The sequence below is a fragment of the Bartonella rattaustraliani AUST/NH4 genome, from assembly GCF_000312565.1.
Classification (GTDB): domain Bacteria; phylum Pseudomonadota; class Alphaproteobacteria; order Rhizobiales; family Rhizobiaceae; genus Bartonella; species Bartonella rattaustraliani.
In genome coordinates this window covers 103,478-126,834 of record NZ_CALW02000045.1, presented here as the reverse complement: position 1 = coordinate 126,834, position 23,357 = coordinate 103,478, and the positions used below count along the sequence as shown (strand labels likewise).

Genomic DNA, 23,357 nt, shown 5'->3' with positions numbered 1-23,357 from the left:
ATGATATAATGGATAATAAAGAAGAGTAGTGATAAGCTCAGTTTATCATGACTATGACATACAACCTAAGAAAAATTTTTCTTTGAATATATTTTAAAGACATCATAATCACAATAAGAGCACTTCATAATTTTCTCTTAACTGCTATAAATTTAAGAAAATAATCACTTTTTACTTACTTAATATTCTATTACTAAAATATTCTTTTAATATTGTAACTTCTTTATAAGATATATTCTGTACTTGTTTATAATATTATAAAAATAGTGTAAAATTCATTACTCATATTTTGATATATTTCATTCTCAATAAAATTTTTATGGCTATCAATTTTAAAAAATCTTTTTATAAATTATAGTGATTATAAAAAGATAATATACTTTACTCTATTTCATAATAGAGTTGAATTAAACAATATAAAATTAAAATTTAAATATTTTTATAAATAAAATACATAATGTATGATTTTTTATTCTTGACTATAAATTCATAATGAAATAATATATCATCTATGGTGCAATATATTAATGCGCATTGTGTTTATTTATATAGACCTATAAGGCACATTATGCACTTACTTACTACGTGTTCATAAAATAAAAAATATTTGAGGTAAAACTATGGTAAAAATATTTAAAGACTACACTATAAATCTTCTTGTAGCATCTACTTTTTTTCTTTCACAAGCTGTGAACGCTCATGCAAATTACACTTCTCCAACAAAAGAGATCGTTGATTCTGTCATCACACAAGTAGAGAGTGCAGCATCTACAGCAATGAATACGGCTGCCTACTATATTCCAACTCTCAATCATGGAGCAGAAAAAGGAGCTACTGCTGAAGGAAAAGTTGTGAAAGTTGTAGAACCTTTCACAATAGGAATGGGGTTCCTGTTTTTTGGATTTGCAATAAAATTCGTTGTAGACTTGGTCAGTGGTATAGTAAATATCTTTAAATAATAACCTCCACTGTAAACGTCAGTAAAATAGCTTCATTATGTGTTATTAATTATTTTAAAATACATAGTGAAGCTTCCTTATCTTGCCACAAACAGCAAATCTGCAGCGAATATTCAAAATCTTATATCTCTTCATTTATACGAAAGTAGTAAAATATTGAGGATAAGGATTATGGTAAAAGTTTTTAAAAATTATACGTTAAGTGTTTTTATTGTGCTGGCTTTTTCTTTTTCGCAAGTTGTGAATGTTAGCGCAAACTCTTTGAACAATAACTCTCAAAAAGAGGAAGTTTCTGTTTTCAGAATAGGAAGTAAAAAGGAAAAAGAAATCGATATCGTTGCTCCTTCTCTATCACATTTTACTGATGGAACAAAAAATGAAGCGGCTATTGAAGGAAAATTGGAGAAAGTACTTGAATCTATTACAATAGGAAACTTTGGTATCGGAGTGATAATTGGATATGCGTCCTGTACATTAGGTATGCTATTAGGATGGATTATAAGTAAAATTATAATGACGATTAAATCGTCTTTTGGAAATTAAAACTTCACAAAAGTCAGATCTTTTAGTGAAAAATATAAGCGATAGGCGCATTATATGTTCATTAATTATCACTGACAAATAAAATAAACTCCTAAAAGACAATAAGTTATTTCACTATTCTTGTCTGTTTCTCTGTATATTCACGGCTGCCTTTACGCCATTCACACTAAAAATAGAAAGCATTTGGGGTAGAAATTATGATAAAAATTTTAAAAAATTATATATTAAGTGTTTTTATTGCGCTGGCTTTTTCTTTTTCGCAAGTTGTGAATGTTAGTGCAAACTCTTTGAACAATAACTCTCAAAAAGAGAAAGTTTCTATTTTCGTAATAGGAAGTAAAAAGGAAAAAGAAATCGTTGCTTCTTCTGTATTAGATTTCGCTTGTGGAACAAAAAATGAAGTGGCTATTGAAAAGGGAATTGAGAAAGTAGTATTTGAGCCTATTTCACTGGGATTTTTTACTACAGTAGGAGCTTTAGGTTTTGGATTCTTGACCGGCTCTGTTGCAGCCATATTGAGCGCAATCATCGGATGGGCTATAGGTAGTCTTAAAAGCACATAATATTCTCAGGTTTTAAAATAGCATTTGAATTGCAGTCTTCTTCATATAATGAGGAAGACTGTTTTTTTGTCATTTCTATGAAGTGCCTCACTCATTAACAAGTATATTGGATAGCACAAATATCATAGTTTTTAATATGAAAACTGCATTTAAACGAGACAAAAGTGGCTCCAAAAGCACATTCTGCATACAAAATGCCATGAAATGACCTTATAAATCCTACAACATGATTCATATTATGTTATTTGAGAGCGATGAATTTTCACATAAGTTATTATAAAATTTAAATATAAATAATAACCATTGCTTTTTTACAAAAAAGCTTCTTGATAAATACTATAATGAATATTGATTGAGTATTCAGGAAACTTTATTCGTGAACAAGAAATGTAAAATATGTGAATGAATCATAGAAAAAGATTCTTGAGCATGATTGATTTTACTCAACACATTGATTTACAATAAATAATTTTCCGTACTTGACCTTAAAACATACCCCCAAATACCCGTAAGATTCTCTCATTTCAAACCACTGTATGTTGAATCAATTTTGTTCTTGGCTTTACGTCATAAGCAGGGTTGGCATATGGGTAAAATGAAAGAAGAAAGGAGGAAGAATGCCTCTCATGAACCGCCTTCATGCAAGGGTTTTCGCAGTCTCATGCGGCGCGTACATATTTAGTAAATATACCATGATCTGGTAAAGGGAATGATGGTGCAGGCTTGTACCTTCATAAACGTAAAGATGGGAGTGTGCAAATGGATTTATCGTTATACAATTCACCCACACCATCGCGAAATGGGCTTAGGAGCTCTAAGAAATACCTTTTTATGAGCATTGCTTTTTTGTCTTTCAATACCGGAAAGAGCAAATTGCGTTGTTTTTCCTCCCTTACAAAAATAAACGAACGAATTTCTCTTTATTTAATCGATAAATATTATTAAAGATATAGATGAACAACTTCACCAATTTGCCGGTAATAAACACAAGGAAAAAACTTATGAAATATATTAGCACGAGAGGTGAGGCTCCTGCTTTAGGCTTTACAGAAACTATCATAACTGGTTTGGCAAGTGATGGTGGGTTATATCTTCCAGAAAAATTTCCTCAGTTATCATTCGATTCATTACGAGCACTGCGTGGCCAATCTTATCCAACAATTGCTAAAACCATTCTTTGGCCCTTTGTGAATAATGAGATCGAATATGCTTCTTTTGAAAAGATAATTGCTGAATCTTATGCGACCTTTCATCATCCAGCAATCTGTCCATTACGACAAACTGGTCCAGATGAATTTATTCTTGAACTTTTTCATGGCCCTACTTTGGCATTTAAAGATGTCGCAATGCAGTTTCTCTCTAGACTCATTGATTACGTTCTCACTCAAAAAAAGAGACAGGCAACTATTGTTGCTGCCACATCAGGGGATACAGGTGGTGCTGCCATTCAAGCATTTTCCAAAAGAAAACACTCTGATATTTTTATTTTGTTTCCTAAAGGACGCGTCTCACCGGTTCAGCAACGACAAATGACAACCAATCAAAGCAAAAATGTTCATGCCATTGCCATTGAAGGAAATTTTGATGATTGCCAGGCCCTTGTTAAAGCAATGTTTAATGACCATGATTTTCGACAAAAAAAAGCACTTTCAGGCGTTAACTCTATAAACTGGGCGCGTATCATGGCGCAAATTGTTTATTATTTTTCATCCGCACTTTCCCTAGGTGCTCCAGATAGAGCCGTTTCATTTACTGTTCCTACGGGAAATTTCGGTGATATTTTTGCAGGTTATGTTGCTGCTCGTATGGGATTGCCTATTGCGCAACTTGTCATTGCAACCAATGATAATGATATTCTCACACGTACATTAACCAGCGGTATTTATGAAACACAACCTATCATCCACACAACATCACCCTCTATGGATATTCAAATTTCTTCTAATTTTGAACGCTTGCTATTTGACAATGGTGCGCGTGATCCAGTATGGATTCGCAATGCGATGGAAAATCTAAAAGTATCAGGATATTTTAAACTTGATGAAAAACAACTTAAGAATATTCGCTCCCTGTTTTCTGCTGGCAAAAGCAACATGACTGAAACAGCAGAAACCATTGATCGTCTTTATAAAGAAAGTGGCTATCTCGCTGACCCACATACAGCTGTTGCGCTTAAAGTCTCTCGTGAAAATAAACAACCACATGTTCCAATGATCGTTCTTGCTACTGCTCATCCTGCCAAATTTCCTGATACCGTTAAAAGTGCCTGCGGACAAAATGCCCCATGGCCCTCTTATTTTAATGATTTAATGGAACGTGAAGAACGTATTATAAGTCTTGCTAATAATGAAAAAATAGTAAAAGATTATATTTCTTTAAAATCGCGTGCATCTTATTAAATTTAGTTGCATTCATTCAAATGAGGAATATTCCAATATCCCTCTATAGGGTATTTGGTTTATTTAACGGAGTCGTAAACACATGGGTGTAGATATCAGTCGCCTTGGAAATGGTTTGACTATCGCCACACAGACAATGCAACAAATTGACAGTGTAGCACTCGGAATATGGATTAAAGTTGGCTCACGCAATGAAACCTTTCCGCAACATGGTATTGCCCATCTTCTTGAACATATGGCTTTTAAGGGGACGGAAAACCGTACAGCCTTTCAAATTGCATCCAACATTGAAGATGTTGGCGGTGAAATCAATGCCACAACCAGTACGGAAACAACAGCCTATATTGTGCGCGTACTCAAAAATGATATTCCACTTGCTATTGATATTCTTGCTGATATTTTGATGTATTCAAAATTTGATGAAGATGAATTAGAACGAGAAAAACAAGTTATTCTTCAGGAAATTGGTGCAGCGCATGATATTCCTGATGATATTGTTTTTGATCACTTTACTGAAACGGCCTTTCGTCATCAGTCTCTTGGTCGCTCTATTCTAGGAACACCAAAAACAATTAAGACATTTACATCTGGTGATCTCCATAATTTTATGACTCAACAATACAGTGCAGACCGTATGGTTGTAGTTGCAGCAGGCGCTGTAGAACACGAAAGTTTTTTAAAAGAGGTTGAAAAACGTCTTAGCACTTTTCGTTCCCATTCAACAGCACATCCCATGAACCTTGCAAATTATGTCGGTGGTGATTTTCGTGAATATCGCGATTTAATGGATACACAAGTTGTTCTCGGATTTGAAGGACGCCCCTATCACGCGCGTGATTTTTACGCGACCCAAATTCTTTCAATTGTTCTTGGCGGTGGAATGTCATCACGCCTTTTCCAAGAAGTGAGGGAGAAACGGGGATTATGCTATTCTATCTATGCTTTTCATTGGGGCTTTTCAGATACCGGACTCTTTGGCGTTCACGCTGCTACTGGACAAGAGGGATTAAAAGAATTGCTTCCTATGATCCTTGATGAACTCTCTAAAGCAAGTAAAAATATTCATCCCAATGAGCTTCACAGAGCACAAGCACAATATCGCGCTAACCTCACAATGTCACAGGAAAACCCATCTAGCCAAGCGCATCTTATTGCCCGACAAATACTTCTTTATGGTCGGCCAATTCCCATATCTGAAACAATTAAGCGCTTAGATCTTATTACGCCTACAAGATTAACGGATTTAGCACATCGACTTTTTATAAACTCTACTCCAACATTAACGGCTGTGGGACCTGTTGGTCCCCTCATGAATTTTGATGACTTAACATCTATTCTTTCGTATAAAATGAAGTCAGTTTAAATAGAGCTTTTTTCAAGCCCTGTCATCTATATTTGGAAACGTGAAAAATTACCTTTAAAAGCAGAAAAATAATAACATATATAAGTTTTATGATAAAATTTACTGTAAAAACTTTTCCTGCTAAATAAGTTTTGGAAACCTTTATGAAAAGAGATGTACAAAACTACCCAATTCTCACTTCCTATGATAAAGAATCTGATAAACGAAGATATGCCTGTGAAATTTAGAAATTCATGGTTTAAACTTATCTTACCAAAATGTTAATTTTATCAACTTCAAACTTTATTGAAACAAACAGGTATGTGGTTTATTTTTATGTAAAATTACACAGCTTTTCGAGAGAAAATGAAAGCCGCTTGCTCTGTAAAATAACTTATAAAAGGTAGATATTTTTCTTGAAAATCTAAATGAAATGAAACATTTAAAAAACTGAGAGTGGAACATTGTGAAGAGTTTGCGTAAAATCATTGACATCATTTTCATTGTAATTGTCAGTTCTTTTGTCAATCTTACGTTAGCACAAGCAATTGAGCCTGTTAAAATTTCTTCTCAGGATGCAGCTCTTGATATTTCCAAAGCAATAGAAATTTATCACACCAATAACTCTATCTTTCAAACAAGTACAGCACCAGGACCAGATGGTATTGTATGGCGTATTGAAGTGCAGGCGAAAAATGAAAATTTTTCTGGAAACTGGGCAGTGTTTTCTCTCGCAAACCCAACAGACGAACAAATTGACCGTCTCATCGTTGCCCCCCATTATCGCATGGCTCATTCAGGGTTTCTTTGGCCAGACCTTGGATCCGCACGTATCCAGTCCATAACTCCAAGTGAAGGTTTTTCTCTCGATCGTCAGCCTAGTGCAAACTCTGATATCTTTCGTATTACACTTAATCCTGGTGCCGTTGTTACATTTGTAGCCGAACTTAACTCTGCAAATCTGCCACAAATCTATTTATGGCAGCCTGAAGCCTATAAGGATGCAATCAATTCCTATACACTTTATAATGGTATTCTTCTTGGTATATCAGGTCTTTTAGCTCTCTTGTTAACTGTTCTCTTCGTTGTGCGTGGAACAGGGCTCTTTCCAGCAACAGCAGCAGTTGCTTGGGCTGTGCTCTTTTACATTGGCATAGATTTTAATTTTCTCAACAAATTCTTTGCAGTGACGTTAACATCACAACCGATCTGGCGTGCTAGTACAGAAATCGCACTTACCGCTACACTCTCCCTATTCCTTTTTACCTATCTGAGCCTTAACCGTTGGCACAATCACTTCAGTTATGGAGCAATTGCATGGACCATCGCTTTTTGTTGTCTTGGAGCATTTGCCATTTATGACCCAACCAAAGCCGCTGGAATCGCACGTCTATCATTTGGTCTTACCGCTATCGTTGGTATCATTTTAATCAGCTATTTTTCAATCCGAAGCTATGACCGCGCAATCATGCTCATTCCAACATGGTTACTCATTAGCTTCTGGTGTATTGGAGCCTATGCTTGTATCGAAGGGTATTTAAACAATGATATTATCCAGCCAGCATTAGCAGGGGGATTGGCCCTTATTATTCTGCTCATAAGTTTTACCGTCATGCAGCAAACTTTTTCCAATGATGCTTTTCATGAAGGGATATTTTCCGATCTTGAACAACAAGTGCTTGCAGCAAAGGGAGCTGGAAATATTATTTGGGACTGGAATGTTAAACGTGACCATATTGTTGTACATCCCAACATGGCGGCCCTTTTTGGTACACAAACCCATAAGCTCAATGGTCCTATGCGCAATTGGATTTCAGCCCTACACCATGAAGATCGTGAGCGCTTTCAAGCCGTGCTTGATATTATTCTTAAAAATAAAAAAGGACGTATCGATCAAACTTTTCGACTTTCTTCCGGTGGTGGCTATTATCATTGGTTTACTCTTCGTGCGCGCCCTGCTATGCAAAAAGATGGAAAAATTACACGTGTTATTGGAACAATTGTCAATATAACAAACCATAAAAAATCCGAAGAACGCTTATTGCATGATGCAATCCACGACAGCTTAACAGGCCTTCCTAATCAACAAATTTTCTTCGATAGATTACAAAGCTATACCTCTTTGGCGAAAGCAAATATCAAAATTAAACCAACTGTTTTGATGATTGACTTTGACAATTTCCGTCAAATCAATCACAAACTAGGGATCGCTGTTGGTGACACTGTATTGCTTATTATAGCGCGCCGTTTAAGCCGTCTTATTAATGTTCAAGATACTTTGTCACGTCTTTCTGCAGACCGTTTTGCAATCATTCTACTGAGTGAAACTGACACACAAAAAATTGCAGCATTCGCAAATCATCTGCACAAAACAATTTCAGCGCCTATTTCACTTACAGAAAAAACAATAACACTTTCCACATCCATTGGATTGGTCACATGGAGTGAAAATAGATCAACAGCTAAAGATATTTTAAATGATAGCGAACTTGCGATGATCCGTGCAAAACAAATGGGTGGCAACCACATTGAACCTTTTCGCCCTCATTTTCGCACGCTCGGCATTGAACACAATACCATGGGGAAGGATATTCATCATGCTATAAAACGTCATGAAATAAAAATCCTCTATCATCCTATCCTTAATTTATCAGATGGACACATTATTGGTTTTGAAACAATTGTAGAGTGGCATCATCCAAGTCATGGAAATCTCAATGTTTCTGATTTCATAAAGATCGTAGAAAATGAACAAATCGTTATGGATTTAGCACAATTCATCATCGATAATGTTGTGATTGATCTTACGAATGTACAAGAAAAATTCTCTCAACAATCTTTCTTCATTTCCATTAATTTACCAAGCACGGAAATGGTTCATCCTCGCTTCATAAGCCAATTACGTTCTGCTTTGCTTCGTCATCCACTCAGCAAAGGAATCCTGATGATAGAAATCTCTGAATTTGTCTTAAGAAAGAGTCCTGAACAATCCGCGCATTTTCTTGAACAAATTAAAGCACTGGGAATGAATCTTGCGCTCGATAATTTTGGAACAGGTTATTCATCTCTTGCCTATCTCGTGCGTTATCCATTTGACATGGTTAAATTGGATCGTTCGCTTATCTCCATCGACACTCTCAAGAAAAAGCTTGTTCTCAAGTCTATCATTAAGATGGCAACGGATCTTAATCTGCAAATTATCGCGGAAGGCGTTGAAAATGAAAAAGAAGCAATTTTCCTGCGCCAAGAAGGCTGTAAATATGTTCAAAGCACACTCGTGACGAAGCCGCTTGCCATCAAAGAATTAACGACTCTTATTCAAAATCACTTTCCTCATACAGTCAAAACATAACAGCTATGTAAAAAATAATAGAAGGAATATTGTATTCAATCAAAAAAGAGTAAAATTCTACGCATGCCCCATTTCAGAAACAAGATAAGTCGAGTTCACTCCCATGCGAATTAAACTTTCATCATATTTACGACTTAAATCGCTTTCAAAAAGAAAACTCGGTGATGTAGAGCTAATCAACCAACCATTTGTAGAGATCTCTTCTTCGAGCTGTCCGGCTTTCCACCCAGCATAACCTAATGCTATAAGTGCATGCTGAGGACCTTGTTCACAACTGATTGCTTTTAATATATCAATCGTTGCCGTAAAACAGATCTTGTCTGCAATGGAAACAGTCTCTTCACAAGCATAATCATCAGAGTGTAGAACAAAACCGCGTGAAGGATCAACAGGCCCACCATAACATACTGGAAAGTTTTTTAGTGGTTTAGAAAGTCCTTTTTTTTGCTCATTGTTTATGACACCAAGTTGAAGCAAAAGTTCTGGAAAATCAATATGATGCGATTGATTAAGAATAATTCCCATAGCACCGGCCTCAGAATGCGCACAAACATAAATAACGGAACGAATAAAGCGTTTGTCATTCACTCCTGGCATTGCTATGAGTAACCGTCCACCTAAAAAACCATTATACTGCCTCATCAATCTGTTATTCTCCATCATTTCTATGGTAAAATTCACGTTAGGTAGTACAACAGGAAAGCCCAATGAAAAAACAAATATTTACAAATTTACATAATACCGCCATTTGCCGTTATAAAAAGCTTTTCATTACTTTATGCTTAACATGCATTATTTTAGAACTATTTCATGTTTCCGTAAGAGCTGAAACAACACAAAATCTCTCTCTTTTTGCAACATCTTGGCACAAAACAGACGGTGGACGTATCCGATTAGCAACAACCCCTCCCTCTCCTTCTGGAATAAGGAACGGCATGATTGAAATTGTTCTGAAACCAGGATGGAAAACCTACTGGCGTAACCCAGGAAATTCAGGCATAGCACCGTTTTTTAACTTTAACCAACAGGTTTTTTATGAAATCTTTTATCCTACACCACAGCTTTATGAAACAGAAAATGATTGGTCATTAGGCTATAAAAATAAAGTCATATTGCCTTTTCGTATTTCTGGTTCAAACGAAAATTTAAGCGGTTCTTTAACTCTTGGATTATGTCATAAAATCTGTCTTCCGCTTACTATCGACTTTGATTTTTCTCCATCCGTTCAAAAAAACGAACGTCTCCCTTTCTCTTTGTTAAAGCAGGCTAAAGAGGTTTTACCCCATCCCCCGCATCACGCATTTAAAATAAGTGCTGAAAAAAAAATAAATACCCTTTTTGTCAAAATCCAAAATAATCATAAAGTTCTCCCTTCTTCTCTCTTTTTAGACGGAAGCGAAATGCAAATTGGGCCAGCAAAAAAGGTAGAGGAAACCGTAGAGTATACTCTCTTTAGCGCTCCACTCTACTTCATTCCAGATGGAGAAAACCACGCAATCTTTTATACAGTTTCTTTTAAAGATAATGCCTTCAGTGGAACATTTATACTCTCTACACAACCAACTTCCCTGTCTATTCCATGACAGGGTGAAATCTCGTTGTATGTAGGCTGTAATATATTGATTCTTATATCTCTTCTAAATGTACGGGATATCTAAAAAGATTTGCACGGCAATGGAGTCTAGATAAGTACTCCATAAATCACATTTGGGCTACTCATTAGAGGGAAAACTTGTAAAAAGATCATTTTGAAAAACATCCGTTCTCACGGTATTCTGTAATAGCTTTTCGTGCGAGGGCGTCTGCACGCTCATTATCAACATGCCCTGCATGCCCTTTCACCCAATGCCATCTGACAGTATGATGAGAACAGATATCTTCAAGAGCTTGCCACAATTCCATGTTTTTTACAGGTTTCTTTGAGGTCGTACGCCAATTATTTTTTTTCCAATCTTCAAGCCATGTAGAGATACCATTACGGACATAAACGGAGTCCGTATAAAGATCGACAAAACAAGGCTCTTTAAGCGCCTTTAACGCACAAATCGCTGCCATTAATTCCATTTGATTGTTTGTCGTGTATACCTCTCCACCATAAAGTTCACGTTCATGACCATTCCAACGTAAAATCGCCCCCCAGCCTCCAACCCCAGGATTTCCAGAACAAGCGCCATCTGTATAAATTTCAACGACCTTTTGCTGATTTAACATATCGTTTAAAAACCCAACTCACTTAGTGAATCTGTATTACTAAAAAAACACAGCTTGTGCCAATATTCTCGTGGATCTTTCTTAACGACAAAGCTCTCTGGTGGTGTATTAAACCAATCATAAAGACGTGTGAGTAAAAAGCGTAAAGAGGCACCACGTGCCAATAGGATCATTGCATTCAATTCCAAGGGAACCAATGGCTTTATTTTTTGATAATTTTCTAACAGTCTGCGTGCTTTGTTAAGATTATAGGAATGATTCTGTTCAAAACACCAAGCATTTAAGCAAATCGCTAAATCGTAAGCCAAAAAATCATTACAAGCAAAATAGAAGTCTATAATTCCCGAAAGACGATGATTCAAAAAAAACACGTTATCATTAAATAAATCAGCATGAATAATGCCTGTCGGTAAATTTGATGGCCAGTTTTCTTGTAAAAAAGCCAGTTCTCTCTCAATTTTTTGCCCAAACTCTTTTAACAACACATCTTTGCTTGTTTGGCAATGTTCCCACAATAACTTCCAGTCTGCAACAGAAAGAGTATTCTTACGACTCAGTGCAAAATCATATCCTGCTAAATGCAATTGCGCCAAATTAGAACCGACTTCACCACAATGATATAGGTCAGGATTCTCAACTGATACGCCTTCTAAAAACGTAATAAGAGCAGCAGGGCGTTCTGCTAATTCACCGATCATTGTCCCATCATTCTGTTCTACAACTTGAGGGCAAAGAATTCCCCGTTTCCTCAAATGTTGCATAAGTTTACAAAAGAAAGGCAAATCATCTCTTGAAATACGTTTTTCATAAAGTGTAAGGATAAACTTCCCTTCTGTTGTATATAGCATAAAATTAGAATTCTCGATTCCCTCCTCTATCCCTTTGTAGGATAAAAGCGAACCTATTGAATAACGTGTCAAAAATACCTTCAAATCATTTGGATGAATCTCTGTATGAACTGCCATTATTTTGCTTTCGTTATAGACATATGCATTTCCTGATTTTCATTTTTCAGTGCTTCAGCTTGACCATTAACAAAAGCCATGTCTTGAGAAGTTAAGGTGACATCACGCAATTCTCGACTCACTAAAAACTTTTCTGTTTCCACCACTGTTTCAGCCAATTCTATTGTAACATGATAACGCCCACGAAAAGCTGAAATGATTTCATCAATAATGATTTCTGGAGCAGACGCCCCTGCTGAAAGACTTACAACGGAAAGAGGTCCTAGACGATCAAAATCAATTTCATCAGCACGCTGCACTAAAACAGCTTGGTGAGCACCAAACCTTTCAGCAACCTCCACCAAACGCCGAGAATTGGAGGAATTTGGTGCCCCAACAATCAGAAATAAATCACTCCCCAATGCCGCAGCCTTAACAGCATCTTGTCGATTGGTCGTCGCATAACAAATTGATTCAGCAGCTGGAGCTTCTAATGTGGGAAAACGTCGTTGCAACACTTCCAGAATCCCTGCTGTATCTTCAACAGACAGTGTTGTTTGTGTTACAAATCCTAATTTATCCGGCTCATCTGGTTGATAATGTAAAGCATCTTCGATCGTTTCAATCAAGGTTACAGCCCCTTTTTCAAGCTGTCCCATTGTTCCTACTACCTCAGGATGACCAGAATGCCCAACCAATATAACATGACGGCCATGCCGTTGATGCCTTATCGCCTGTTTATGAACTTTAGAAACCAATGGACATGTTGCATCGAGATAGAACAAATTATAGCGACGCGCCTCTTCTGGTACAGATTTCGGCACACCATGGGCAGAAAATACAACAGGTTGGCTGCGGTGTTCTTCTGGTATCTCATCCAATTCTTCAACAAAAATGGCTCCACGTTGCTGTAGTCCTTCAACAACATAACGGTTGTGCACAATTTCATGACGAACATAGACTGGAGCTCCGTATTTTTTCAAAGCAAGAAGGACAATCTGAATAGCACGATCAACCCCTGCACAAAATCCACGCGGACCGCAAAGACGTATCGTTAAAGGAGGAAGCATAGACATAAATCATCCTTAATATCTATAAATTTTGCCACAGTTTTAAACAGGCTATTGTTATGCATTACAAAAGAGAAAAATTGAAAATACCACACTCTTTTGTAACACCATATAGCGTCTTCTTATAGTATTTTTTCAAGAAAAGCTCTTCTAAGCTTGTACTTTTCATGATATTCACGAATTATCGTAGATAAGATTTTTCTCTGAAAAGTCTTCTAAACAGACTTCTGAAATTCCCATCCATTGGGAGCACCTTTTTGCTAGACTGACATGCTTTCCCTTTATGCAAAAATGCCCTCTATTTTATGCAAAATGGTGTGCATTATAGAAAACTTGCTCTCAAATCGAAAGAAATCTTCAAAACAGCTGGAATAAAAAACAAAAACTGTCATAGAAACAAGAATTGTATAATGCTTATCCTTGATGATAATTTATTGTTTTGATTGTTAACTGTTTGCTAAAAAAGATAATAAAAAACTGTATAAAAATTCCAGAAAAAGAATTCCAAAAAGAGCCGCCAAATAAAATAATGAAAAGAAAAATGTTTTTCTTGCCATTAAAATGGTTTCATCATGTGTATCAGCTTTCCACAAACGGTAAGACAAACGAATAAAAAGAATACCCAAAATTGTCGAAGAGATACCATAGAATCCCCCTCCAAGACCGATAATATAAGGCCCTACTGCACATATTACCATAAGAACAGTATACAATAAGATCTGTTTTTTTGTTGAGTTTTCGCCCCGCACGTTTGGCATCATAGGAACACCCGCTGCCTCGTAATCAAGAGATGAAAACAGAGCAAGAGCCCAAAAATGCGGTGGAGTCCACATAAAAATGATTAAAAATAATAAAAAACTCTCAACACTCACTGTACCCGTTGCCGCAACCCATCCAATCATTGGTGGAAAAGCGCCAGCTGCACCGCCAATAACAATATTTTGTGGCGTTAAACGCTTGAGCCAAATTGTATAGATAACAACATAAAAGAAAATGGTGAATGCAAGAAAAAGTGCTGAAAACCAATTAACGAAAAGCCCCATAGTCAGTACAGAGAGTATAGCCAAAACCATACCAAAAATAAACGCCCTTTGAGAGCTAATTTTACCCATCGGAATGGGGCGGCTTTCGGTACGTTCCATCATCGCATCAATGTCAGCGTCATACCACATATTAAGTGCCCCTGCAGCCCCCCCACCTATTGCAATACACAAAATTGCCAAAAAACCATAAAATGGATTCACATGAACAGGTGACACCACCAATCCCACCAAAGCTGTAAACACAACCAATGACATAACACGTGGTTTTAATAATGTGATGTAATCACCAATACACGCTTTTGGTGGAATCGATTTATCACCTGCAGTCGATAATTCTTCTGAAATAGACATTCCACTCGAAAACCCTTCTTACCATTACCCATAAACAAATATCATCTCGTGTATTAGAAAATAAGCTGTTCATGTTACAGCATTTTTGAGAACATACAGGATGCTCTTCTTCATTATAGGATATTTCTAAAAACAGATAAAAATGTTTGCAACAAAAATACATTTTTCAACATACAGTCATTATTTCTCACGCTACAGACCTATCGTAAAAATATGTCATAAAGCAACGCTAAAAATCTTATCTTTTATGATAGGTTATTTTTCCACTTTTTCTTTTCTATTGTGTATACCGATTAATCTGTTTAAATAAATAATGGTTTTGTGTTATACAATTCCAGTTTGAGACTGTTTTTGCACATAGCTATGGGTAAAAATATAATGGTGGAGTAGTTAGGGTTTTCTGTGGTCTTTTATCAATTTCTAAAAAAAGCTTTCTTTATTTGTGCGATTATTTATGCATTCTATCATGTTTTTACCAATCATGCATTTGCACAGATATCCAGTACGCAAAATGTTCCCGCCCCGCAAACTTATGGGGCATGGACAAAGGTTTGTTCGTTGCCACCAGGCACACCTAATATACAATGTGAAGTTGTACAAAATGTACACATAAAAGATCGCCATGACATTACTTTGCGTGTTATGTTTTATAAACTTCCTAAAAATCAAGGTACTTTGATGCGTGTTTTTGCTCCAATCCGCGTCGAACTGCGCCCTGGTGTTGGAATTAAAATTGACGATAAAGATATGGGAAGAGTAGAATATCGCCGTTGTCTTGGTGATGATTGTGTTGCGGAAGCTATCCTTAAAGACGACGTGCTACAACGCTTTTTAAAGGGGAAAGTTGCAACCTACTTTATTTTCATCACTCCAGAACAAGCCATTGGGGGGCTTGTCGATCTCCATGGTCTTAGTGATGCCTATGCAACCCTGCCAACATAATAAAATATGTGCACATTGAACTCTTAGAATATCTTGCATACTTTATAGCTTCTCAAACAAAATCAATGGAAATTTTCTCAAAACCCACCAAAATAGGATATCCACTATGAAATCGCTGATTGATCATTTTGATATTGCTTCATCCAAAGTGCAATCACTTGTACAAGAGACGCTTCATCATGCTGATGATGGTGAACTTTACCTTGAATATACAGAAAGCGAATCTCTTTTATTTGATAATGGACAGCTTAAAAATGGCTCATTTCACCAAGATATGGGGTTTGGTATGCGCGTTGTTGCTGGAGAAGCTACTGGATATGCGCATTCTAGTGAATTATCAGTAGCTGCACTCAAACGTGCCAGTGAAGCAGCGAAAACTGTTACGTATAACAATCAAGCAGGACCTTACAGTGTGGCACCTCAAAAAACCAATAAAAAGCTTTATCAACCACATAATCCTCTTGAGACTCCATCCTTTGAAGAAAAAAGTGCGCTTTTACAAAAAATTGATGCTTATTTACGTGCCAAGAATGATAAAGTACACCAAGCGACTGTTTCTCTTTCTGGGTCGCTACAACACGTAGAAATTTTACGTGCGGATGGGCAAGTCGTTCGTGATACCCGCCCTCTTGTCAGACTTTCTATAGCTGTCGTTGCCGCCAAAGGTAATCGGCGTGAAAATGGTTTTTATGGATGTGGTGGACGGCAAGAATTTAGCCAATTCATTCATGAAGAAAATTGGAAAAAGGCTGCGGATGAAGCTTTGCGCATGGCTTTAACCAACTTAGAAGCAGAAGCGGCACCGGCAGGAACATTTGATGTTGTCTTAGCCAATGGGTGGCCCGGTGTTATGCTTCATGAAGCTGTAGGACATGGTTTAGAAGGTGATTTTAATCGTAAAAAAACATCTGCTTTTGCTGGGCTTTTAGGCCAACAAGTTGCCGCAAAAGGGGTCACAGTCGTTGATGATGGTACAATTCCTCAGTGCCGCGGCTCCCTCACCATTGATGATGAAGGAACGCCCTCAGGGTATAATGTTCTTATTGAAGATGGAAAACTTGTTGGTTTCATGCAAGATAGACTCAATGCTCGACTCATGGGAATGAATCCAACCGGAAATGGACGACGTGAATCCTATGCATACGCACCAATGCCTCGGATGACCAATACTATGATGCTCGGAGGAGACAAAACGCCTGAAGAAATTCTATCCTCACTCAAAAGCGGCATCTATGCTGTTTCATTTGGTGGAGGACAGGTTGATATTACTTCTGGAAAATTTGTCTTTGAATGTACAGAAGCTTATCGAGTAGAAAATGGTAAAATTGTCGCACCTATTAAAGGTGCAACCCTTATCGGAAATGGACCAGAAGCCATGAAACGTATTACGATGATTGGCAATGATAGCAAACTCGATAATGGTATTGGTATATGCGGAAAAGCAGGTCAAAATGTTCCTGTTGGTGTTGGGCAACCTCATTTACGCATTAATAATATGACGATTGGTGGGGTGCATTTATAAAACAACGAGCCTGCACCATTGTCCACTCTACCCGTTCTCAATGTTGCGATAACCCTTGCATTAAGGCGGATCATTAAAAGCAACATATTGATTTATAAGAATTTTCCATCGTTTCTCACCTTGAATTACAACCGCGAATATTGTAAGATTCTCTCATCTCAAACCACTTTATATTGAATCGATTTTATTCACTTAGCTTTATGTCATAAGCGGGGTTGGCATAGGGGTAAAAATGAGTGAAGGAAAGAGGAAAAACGCCTCTCATGAATCGCCTTAAGTGCCAAGGGCTGTCGCAACACCCATGCGCTGGTAAAGTGAGTGATAGTGCCGGTTTGCCCCTTCATAAGCGTGAAAATGGTGGCGCTCAATGGCTTTATCACTATACAGTTCACGGACGCCGTCGTGAAATGGGCTTAGGGGCTTTAAGACATGTCTCTTAAAACAAGACCGTAAACATACAACGTGCGTGGCATTCTGTTTTGCGTGAAGGTCGTGACCCCATTAAAGAACGTGAGAAACAAAAGTGTGAGACAATGCATAATCTTCATTATCTCAAAGACATTGCTTGAGAGACTTTTGAAAGCCGTAAAACTGAATTAAAGGATGATGATAAATCTGGATATTGGTTTTCATCTTTACAACTTCATATAGTCCCCAAATGAGGCTGTCTTTCCATTTCAGAAATTACACAAACAGATGCAATACGCTTGCCTCCACTATGACATACAAAAGAAGAAACAGCAGAGAGAGCACTCATTCGTCTTAATCTTTGTTTCCAACATGCTTCTGCATGAGGATTAGATGTTGATTTACAAGCAACAGCCAAAGCACGCACCCTCTTAGGAAGGCATTTTTTCCTCTTTTTTCTACAGTTTTACCTCTACACTACCCCTGCTAACCAAGTGAACAAAATTGATTCAGCATAAAGGGGTTTGAAATGAGAAAATTTTACAATTTTCGGGATTATGCTTCAATACAAATAACTAAATTTATCGTTATAAATTAATAGTATCATAAAATAATAAGCCGTCTGTATGATGATTACCTGTTTTCAATTCTGCCTCTGCTCTTACATGATAAAATCATTCATCACAGCTATAGAGTGCACGTTTTTTATATCCATCACTCCTCTTTCATGTACAAATAAATGTTTTTCGATTATCATTAAGCTGGTTCAAAATAAGAAATTATGATTGAGTCTGATGCGCTGATTTAATCTAGAAATAAATGAATTATTATTACTTATTGGCATTTATCATCAAGAAATCCCCAATAAATTTGATTGCAAAACTCAATTTGATTGTAAAACTCAAGGGCATTTTAAAAATTTGATTTATACTAAAGTCTCCAGCCTGCCTTTGCTTTACGTTTGCTTAAAACAGCAATAACTTCACCATGTGGTGACCATAAAAATTGATCTATCGGTATAACCTGTTCTATTGTATAATCGCCTGCAACAAGAAGAGATATATCACGTGCAAATGTAACAGGATTGCATGAAATAGCTATGACACGCAGAATTTTTGTTTTTGCGAGCTCACGCGCTTGTTCTTCTGCACCAGCACGTGGAGGATCAAAAACAACACACTCAAAACAAGCAAACTCCTTTGCAGAAAGTGGACGGCGAAAGAGGTCACGTTTTTCACAGGTCACTGTTTTCGAACCGGTTATAGAACGTGCTGCTGAATCTAAATTTGCCAACGCCGCTTGATCATTTTCTACCGCATGAACATGCACCTTTTTCGCCATACGTAAGTAAAGGTTCCTACTCCTGAAAATAAATCAACAACATTTCTTGCTTTTTTTAAATGAGTCAAAATAATATCGCCCATGATATTTTCTGCTTCAGATGTTGCTTGAAGAAACCCTCCAGCCGGAAATTTCACAGAAACACCTGCAAAGGAAATCAATGGTTTTTCTTGTTCAACTAAAACTTCACCTTCAACAGATAACCGCATAATACCGCATAAAAGAGCTGCACGTATCATTTTCTGATGCAGTGAATCATGGCGTATGACACAGCCACTAAAAGCAACATCCAAACCATTTTCAACGCATGTGACTGTAACCTGAAATCGTTTCACATGATTCTTTAGAAAAGCACAGAGTATCCTAATATCATCCAATTTAGATATAATCTCTGGTCAGCTTACTGGACACTCCTTAAGAGAAACAACCTCATGAGAAAGATAACGATTAAAACCAGCTTTATAACCTTGTGGTGTCATAAATACTGTGAGTGTTATTCGCCGGCGGCTATAAGACTTACATTTACGTAAAGGCGAAACAACAACATCAAGTCCATACTCTTTTAGTGCCTCAACAACCCGTTGTCGTTTCCATGCACGATAAGCCTCAGCATTCCAATGTTGAAATGCACATGCAACACATTGATTTATAACGATAAATCATCATTATCTAACTTGAATCATACCTCCGAATATTGTAAGATTCTCTCATCTCAAATCACTTTATGTTGAATCAATTTTATTCATTTAGCTTTATGCCATAAGCGGGGTTGGCAGATGGGTAAAAATTATTAGAGGAAAGGAGGAAAAATGCCTCTCATAAACCGCCTTCAGCAGGGGCTGTCGCAACATTGGGAGCTATATAATGATGGTGCCGGCTTGTACCTTCATAAGCGTAAAGATGGTGGCGCGCAATGGCTTTATCGTTATACAATTCACGGACGACGCGGTGAAATGGGCTTAGGTTCCCTAAGACATGTCTCTTTAAAACAAGCCCGTAAACACCCTCCACATTCTCTAAAATGCTGAAAAAGAGCCTCAATACGTTCTGGTGACTTTTCTTTTAATGCAATAACTGTCATATTTTTTCCATGAATGGCAATTTCGACGCACTCTCTTGGTAAGGTAAAAGGGACAGAAACCAAGCCATATAAGGTCTTTACAACACCACTCCCATTCACTTCAATATGATCAATTCTGATGGTGTCATTCACTCTTGTTTTTCTCCGAATAACAAATATTCCAAATTACCATCACCACCCGCAATAGGTGAAAGAATCATATCTTTTGCACTCCACCCTCTTTGCAAATTTAACCAATCAAAAAGCCTTTCAGCAGTTTCTTTTGCCATTGATGAATCTTTCAATATTCCACCCTTACCAAGATGATTGCGTCCAACCTCAAATTGAGGCTTGACCAATAAAACAGCTTGAGCTCCTTTCTCGGCTAAAGACAAAACAGGAGGCAATGCAAGTTTGAGAGAAATAAAACTGACATCTGAAACAATGAGATCAATTTTTCGTCCACCTAAATGTTCTTGTTTGAAATCTCTCACATTTAAGCCTTCTAAGAAAGTGATAGCACTGTTTTTGGATAAACGCACATCCAATTGATGATGACCAACATCAACAGCAATAACATGCGCTGCGCCACGTTCTAAAAGAACTTGTGTAAAACCACCGGTTGACGCACCAATATCAATGGCAGTCACGTTATCGGTAACAATTGGAAACGCATCAAGAGCACTAATTAACTTTAATGCCGCACGTGAAACATAATTTTGGGCCGGATCACACACGATAATCTCTGCATCATCAGAAATAATTTGCCCCGCTTTGAAAATAATTTCACCATCAACTTTAACGGTTTTGCGCATAATCGCATCACGTGCCCGTGATCGCGTCATAAAAAAGTTTTTTTCAACTAACAGAATATCGAGCCTTTTTTTAATGGCCATTTCATACTCAAATTTTCTGCACTGTCTACATTTCACGACCCAAAGCCGTAAAAACCGTCTTGACAATACCAACCGCATCAAGCCCAACACGCGAAAGGACTTTCGCTGGTGAACCATGACTGAGATATTCATCAGGAAGTTGTAATGTACGCACTTTCAAACCGCGTTCTAAAAGTCCTTCTTGTGCCAAAAATTGCAATAAGTGCGCGCCAAATCCACCTACCGCACCTTCTTCAATTGTCACCAAGATTTCATGCTCACGCGCCAAACGACGCATTAAATCCTTATCTAAAGGTTTTACAAACCGTGCATCTGCAACTGTTGTTGACAGTCCTTCTGCTGCCAACGTGTCAGCAGCAACCAACACTTCTGACATCCGAGTTCCAAAACAAACCAAAGCTATTCTATTTCCTTCACGCAGAACACGCCCTTTTCCAATTTCTAAGAGCTCACCACGCTGGGGTAAATCCATGCCAACACCTTCACCACGCGGATAACGAAAAGAAATGGGACCTTGATCATAAGCTACCGCAGTACGAACCATATGCATCAATTCAACTTCATCAGAGGGAGCCATAACAACAAATTCAGGAAGAGTAGCCAAGAAAACAATATCAAAACTCCCAGCATGTGTTGCGCCATCTGCCCCCACAAAACCTGCTCGATCAATAGCAAAACGCACAGGCAACTTTTGAATCGAGACATCATGAATAATCTGATCATAAGCACGCTGTAAAAAAGTGGAATAAATCGCAACAAAAGGCTTATACCCTTCACAAGAAAGTCCTGCTGCAAAAGTGACAGCATGCTGCTCAGCAATACCAACATCAAACATTCTTTCAGGAAATTTTTCAGCAAAGGCATCAAGACCTGTTCCCGTTGGCATTGCCGCCGTTATACTCACAATCTTATCATCATGTGTTGCTTCTTCTATTAAAGCTTTAGAAAATACTTTCGTATAAGGAAGAACATTGCTTGGTGATTTAACCTGTTTCCCTGTTATAATATCAAAACGATTCACACCATGATATTTATCAGATGATGCTTCCGCAGGTGCATACCCTTTCCCTTTACGCGTAACGACATGCACCAAGACAGGACCATTGGGATATTCACGAACATTTTTTAAAACAGGTAACAAATGCCTTAAGTTGTGACCATCTATTGGCCCAACATAATAAAAACCCAGCTCATCAAACAAGGTTCCCCCAACCAATAAACCACGCGCAAATTCTTCTGAACGACGTGCTTTATCGAGAAAAAATTTTGGCAATTTTTCGCTGAACATTTTCACCCGTTCACGCAAACTACGATAAGAAGGACGGGAGACCAACCGCGCAAGATGCGCACTCATCGCCCCTGTAGGAGGTGCAATAGACATATCATTATCATTAAGAATAACAATTAAGCGTGCATCTAAAGCACCAGCATTGTTCATTGCCTCATAAGCCATACCAGCGGACAGTGCACCATCACCAATCACAGAAATGATGTTTCGTCTTTCCTCTGCTTTCAAAGCGCTTGCCACCGCCATACCAAGACCCGCTGAAATGGAAGTGGAAGAGTGACCAGCACCAAATGGATCATACACATTTTCTGAACGCTTCGTAAAACCCGATAATCCACCCTCTTGACGCAACGTGCGAATTCTCTCTCTACGACCTGTTAAAATTTTATGCGGATAAGCTTGATGACCAACATCCCAAATAAGTCTATCCTCAGGTGTATTAAAAACATAATGCAGCGCAACAGTGAGCTCAACAACTCCAAGCCCCGCACCAAGATGACCACCTGTGACAGAAACCGCATCAATTGTTTCCATCCGCAATTCATCCGCTAACCTTACCAAATCAGATTCAGGCAATGCCCGCAAATCACGCGGGAAACAAATACGGTCAAGTAATGGCGTCAATGGCTGAGACAAAAAAGACTCCTCAATATTATCTCATAAAAAAGCAAAATGATAAGAATATACTTTGTTTATTTAGAGATTTGCATATTTTTACTCAAAAACATTTTCTCTTAGTAATGTAATGCTCTACGGCTTTTTCCATTTCTCACTTAGTTTATAAAAAAGAAAGCAATAAAATGCGTCCCCTTCATGCCATTTTACTGCATCTTCTACCTCATAATGAAACCCTCAAAAGACTGACAATTACTCAGAATCAAGAGGCTCTACACCTTCCGGCTGCCCTTCACCTGAAAATTGAATTTTCTCAACTTTCGCTTCAGCCACTTTCAAGAGTCGCTCACAATGTTTTTTAAGAGCTTCACCACGCTCATAAATATCAATGGATCGTTCTAAAGGAACATCCCCACGTTCTAAATTTTCAACAATTGCTTCAAGCTGCTTCAGTGCCTCTTCAAAACTTAAAGCCGCAACATCCTCATTTTCTACTTCTTTTTTCATA

18 protein-coding genes and 2 pseudogenes are annotated in these 23,357 nt (G+C 37.7%); 11 read left to right on the top strand and 9 right to left on the bottom strand.

All coding sequences use genetic code 11. The annotated features are described in order from the left end of the window. The first annotated feature begins 620 nt into the window (after positions 1–620). From BN67_RS07270 to BN67_RS07245, 6 genes are all read left to right on the top strand, one after another. A complete protein-coding gene (locus BN67_RS07270; RefSeq protein WP_019223471.1) occupies positions 621–959 on the top strand; it encodes a hypothetical protein in 339 nt (112 codons plus the stop codon). Positions 960–1,130: 171 nt separating this feature from the next. Further along, a complete protein-coding gene (locus tag BN67_RS07265; RefSeq protein WP_019223470.1) occupies positions 1,131–1,502 on the top strand; it encodes a hypothetical protein in 372 nt (123 codons plus the stop codon). A 197-nt stretch (positions 1,503–1,699) separates the two neighbouring features. Beyond that, the gene (locus BN67_RS07260; protein ID WP_019223469.1) at positions 1,700–2,065 is read left to right on the top strand and encodes a hypothetical protein; all 366 of its coding nucleotides are present in this window, start codon (positions 1,700–1,702) and stop codon (positions 2,063–2,065) included. Between the two features lie 1,001 nt (positions 2,066–3,066). Further along, positions 3,067–4,464 (top strand): threonine synthase, encoded by a 1,398-nt coding sequence (gene thrC / locus BN67_RS07255; protein WP_019223468.1) that lies wholly within the window; start codon positions 3,067–3,069, stop codon positions 4,462–4,464. A gap of 82 nt (positions 4,465–4,546) precedes the next feature. Further along, positions 4,547–5,827, top strand: coding sequence for a M16 family metallopeptidase (locus tag BN67_RS07250; RefSeq protein WP_019223467.1), 1,281 nt, complete (start codon positions 4,547–4,549; stop codon positions 5,825–5,827). Between the two features lie 445 nt (positions 5,828–6,272). After that, on the top strand, positions 6,273–9,158 hold the full coding sequence (locus BN67_RS07245; RefSeq protein WP_019223466.1) for an EAL domain-containing protein: 2,886 nt from the start codon (positions 6,273–6,275) through the stop codon (positions 9,156–9,158). Positions 9,159–9,215: 57 nt separating this feature from the next. On the opposite strand, the gene BN67_RS07240 is transcribed toward BN67_RS07245, so the two are convergent. Then, positions 9,216–9,800, bottom strand: coding sequence for a YqgE/AlgH family protein (locus BN67_RS07240; RefSeq protein ID WP_019223465.1), 585 nt, complete (start codon positions 9,798–9,800; stop codon positions 9,216–9,218). Positions 9,801–9,865: 65 nt separating this feature from the next. Here BN67_RS07240 and BN67_RS07235 point away from each other — a divergent pair, with 65 nt between their 5' ends. Beyond that, complete coding sequence (locus BN67_RS07235) at positions 9,866–10,741, top strand: protein-disulfide reductase DsbD domain-containing protein (RefSeq protein WP_019223464.1); 876 nt, start codon at positions 9,866–9,868, stop codon at positions 10,739–10,741. A gap of 160 nt (positions 10,742–10,901) precedes the next feature. Here BN67_RS07235 and rnhA read toward each other — a convergent pair whose 3' ends face one another. The 4 genes from rnhA to cyoE all read right to left on the bottom strand — a co-directional run bounded on the left by rnhA (position 10,902) and on the right by cyoE (position 14,777). After that, on the bottom strand, positions 10,902–11,369 hold the full coding sequence (rnhA, locus tag BN67_RS07230) for a ribonuclease HI (protein ID WP_019223463.1): 468 nt from the start codon (positions 11,367–11,369) through the stop codon (positions 10,902–10,904). A gap of 5 nt (positions 11,370–11,374) precedes the next feature. Next, positions 11,375–12,334 carry a homoserine kinase gene (locus tag BN67_RS07225; RefSeq protein ID WP_019223462.1) on the bottom strand — a complete coding sequence of 320 codons (960 nt, stop codon included), beginning with the start codon at positions 12,332–12,334 and terminating at the stop codon, positions 11,375–11,377. Further along, positions 12,334–13,389: a 4-hydroxy-3-methylbut-2-enyl diphosphate reductase gene (ispH, locus tag BN67_RS07220; protein WP_019223461.1), complete on the bottom strand. Its 1,056-nt coding sequence runs from the start codon at positions 13,387–13,389 to the stop codon at positions 12,334–12,336. The genes BN67_RS07225 and ispH overlap by 1 nt, the downstream gene beginning before the upstream one ends. A gap of 440 nt (positions 13,390–13,829) precedes the next feature. Further along, positions 13,830–14,777, bottom strand: a complete 948-nt coding sequence (cyoE, locus tag BN67_RS07215; RefSeq protein WP_019223460.1) for a heme o synthase — start codon at positions 14,775–14,777, stop codon at positions 13,830–13,832. A 402-nt stretch (positions 14,778–15,179) separates the two neighbouring features. On the opposite strand from cyoE, the gene BN67_RS07210 reads away from it, so the two are divergent. The 3 genes and pseudogenes from BN67_RS07210 to BN67_RS14910 all read left to right on the top strand — a co-directional run. Next, on the top strand, positions 15,180–15,719 hold the full coding sequence (locus BN67_RS07210) for an invasion associated locus B family protein (protein WP_019223459.1): 540 nt from the start codon (positions 15,180–15,182) through the stop codon (positions 15,717–15,719). 106 nt (positions 15,720–15,825) lie between these two features. Beyond that, positions 15,826–17,241, top strand: a complete 1,416-nt coding sequence (gene tldD, locus BN67_RS07205) for a metalloprotease TldD (RefSeq protein ID WP_019223458.1) — start codon at positions 15,826–15,828, stop codon at positions 17,239–17,241. 263 nt (positions 17,242–17,504) lie between these two features. Further along, a pseudogene (locus BN67_RS14910) lies at positions 17,505–18,032 on the top strand (Arm DNA-binding domain-containing protein); the annotation flags it as partial. A gap of 547 nt (positions 18,033–18,579) precedes the next feature. On the opposite strand, the pseudogene BN67_RS12830 reads toward BN67_RS14910, so the two are convergent. Then, positions 18,580–19,631 (bottom strand): annotated as a pseudogene (locus BN67_RS12830) (class I SAM-dependent RNA methyltransferase); the annotation flags it as partial. A gap of 168 nt (positions 19,632–19,799) precedes the next feature. Here BN67_RS12830 and BN67_RS13660 point away from each other — a divergent pair. Continuing rightward, positions 19,800–20,018, top strand: a complete 219-nt coding sequence (locus BN67_RS13660) for an Arm DNA-binding domain-containing protein (protein WP_083871982.1) — start codon at positions 19,800–19,802, stop codon at positions 20,016–20,018. A 181-nt stretch (positions 20,019–20,199) separates the two neighbouring features. On the opposite strand, the gene BN67_RS07170 is transcribed toward BN67_RS13660, so the two are convergent. The 3 genes from BN67_RS07170 to BN67_RS07160 form a co-directional block, all read right to left on the bottom strand. Further along, positions 20,200–20,946, bottom strand: coding sequence for a TlyA family RNA methyltransferase (locus tag BN67_RS07170; RefSeq protein WP_019223455.1), 747 nt, complete (start codon positions 20,944–20,946; stop codon positions 20,200–20,202). 25 nt (positions 20,947–20,971) lie between these two features. Then, entirely contained in the window at positions 20,972–22,870 is a 1,899-nt protein-coding gene (gene dxs / locus BN67_RS07165) for a 1-deoxy-D-xylulose-5-phosphate synthase (protein ID WP_019223454.1), read from the bottom strand. A 231-nt stretch (positions 22,871–23,101) separates the two neighbouring features. Next, positions 23,102–23,356, bottom strand: a complete 255-nt coding sequence (locus BN67_RS07160) for an exodeoxyribonuclease VII small subunit (protein ID WP_019223453.1) — start codon at positions 23,354–23,356, stop codon at positions 23,102–23,104. Position 23,357 lies beyond the last annotated feature (1 nt).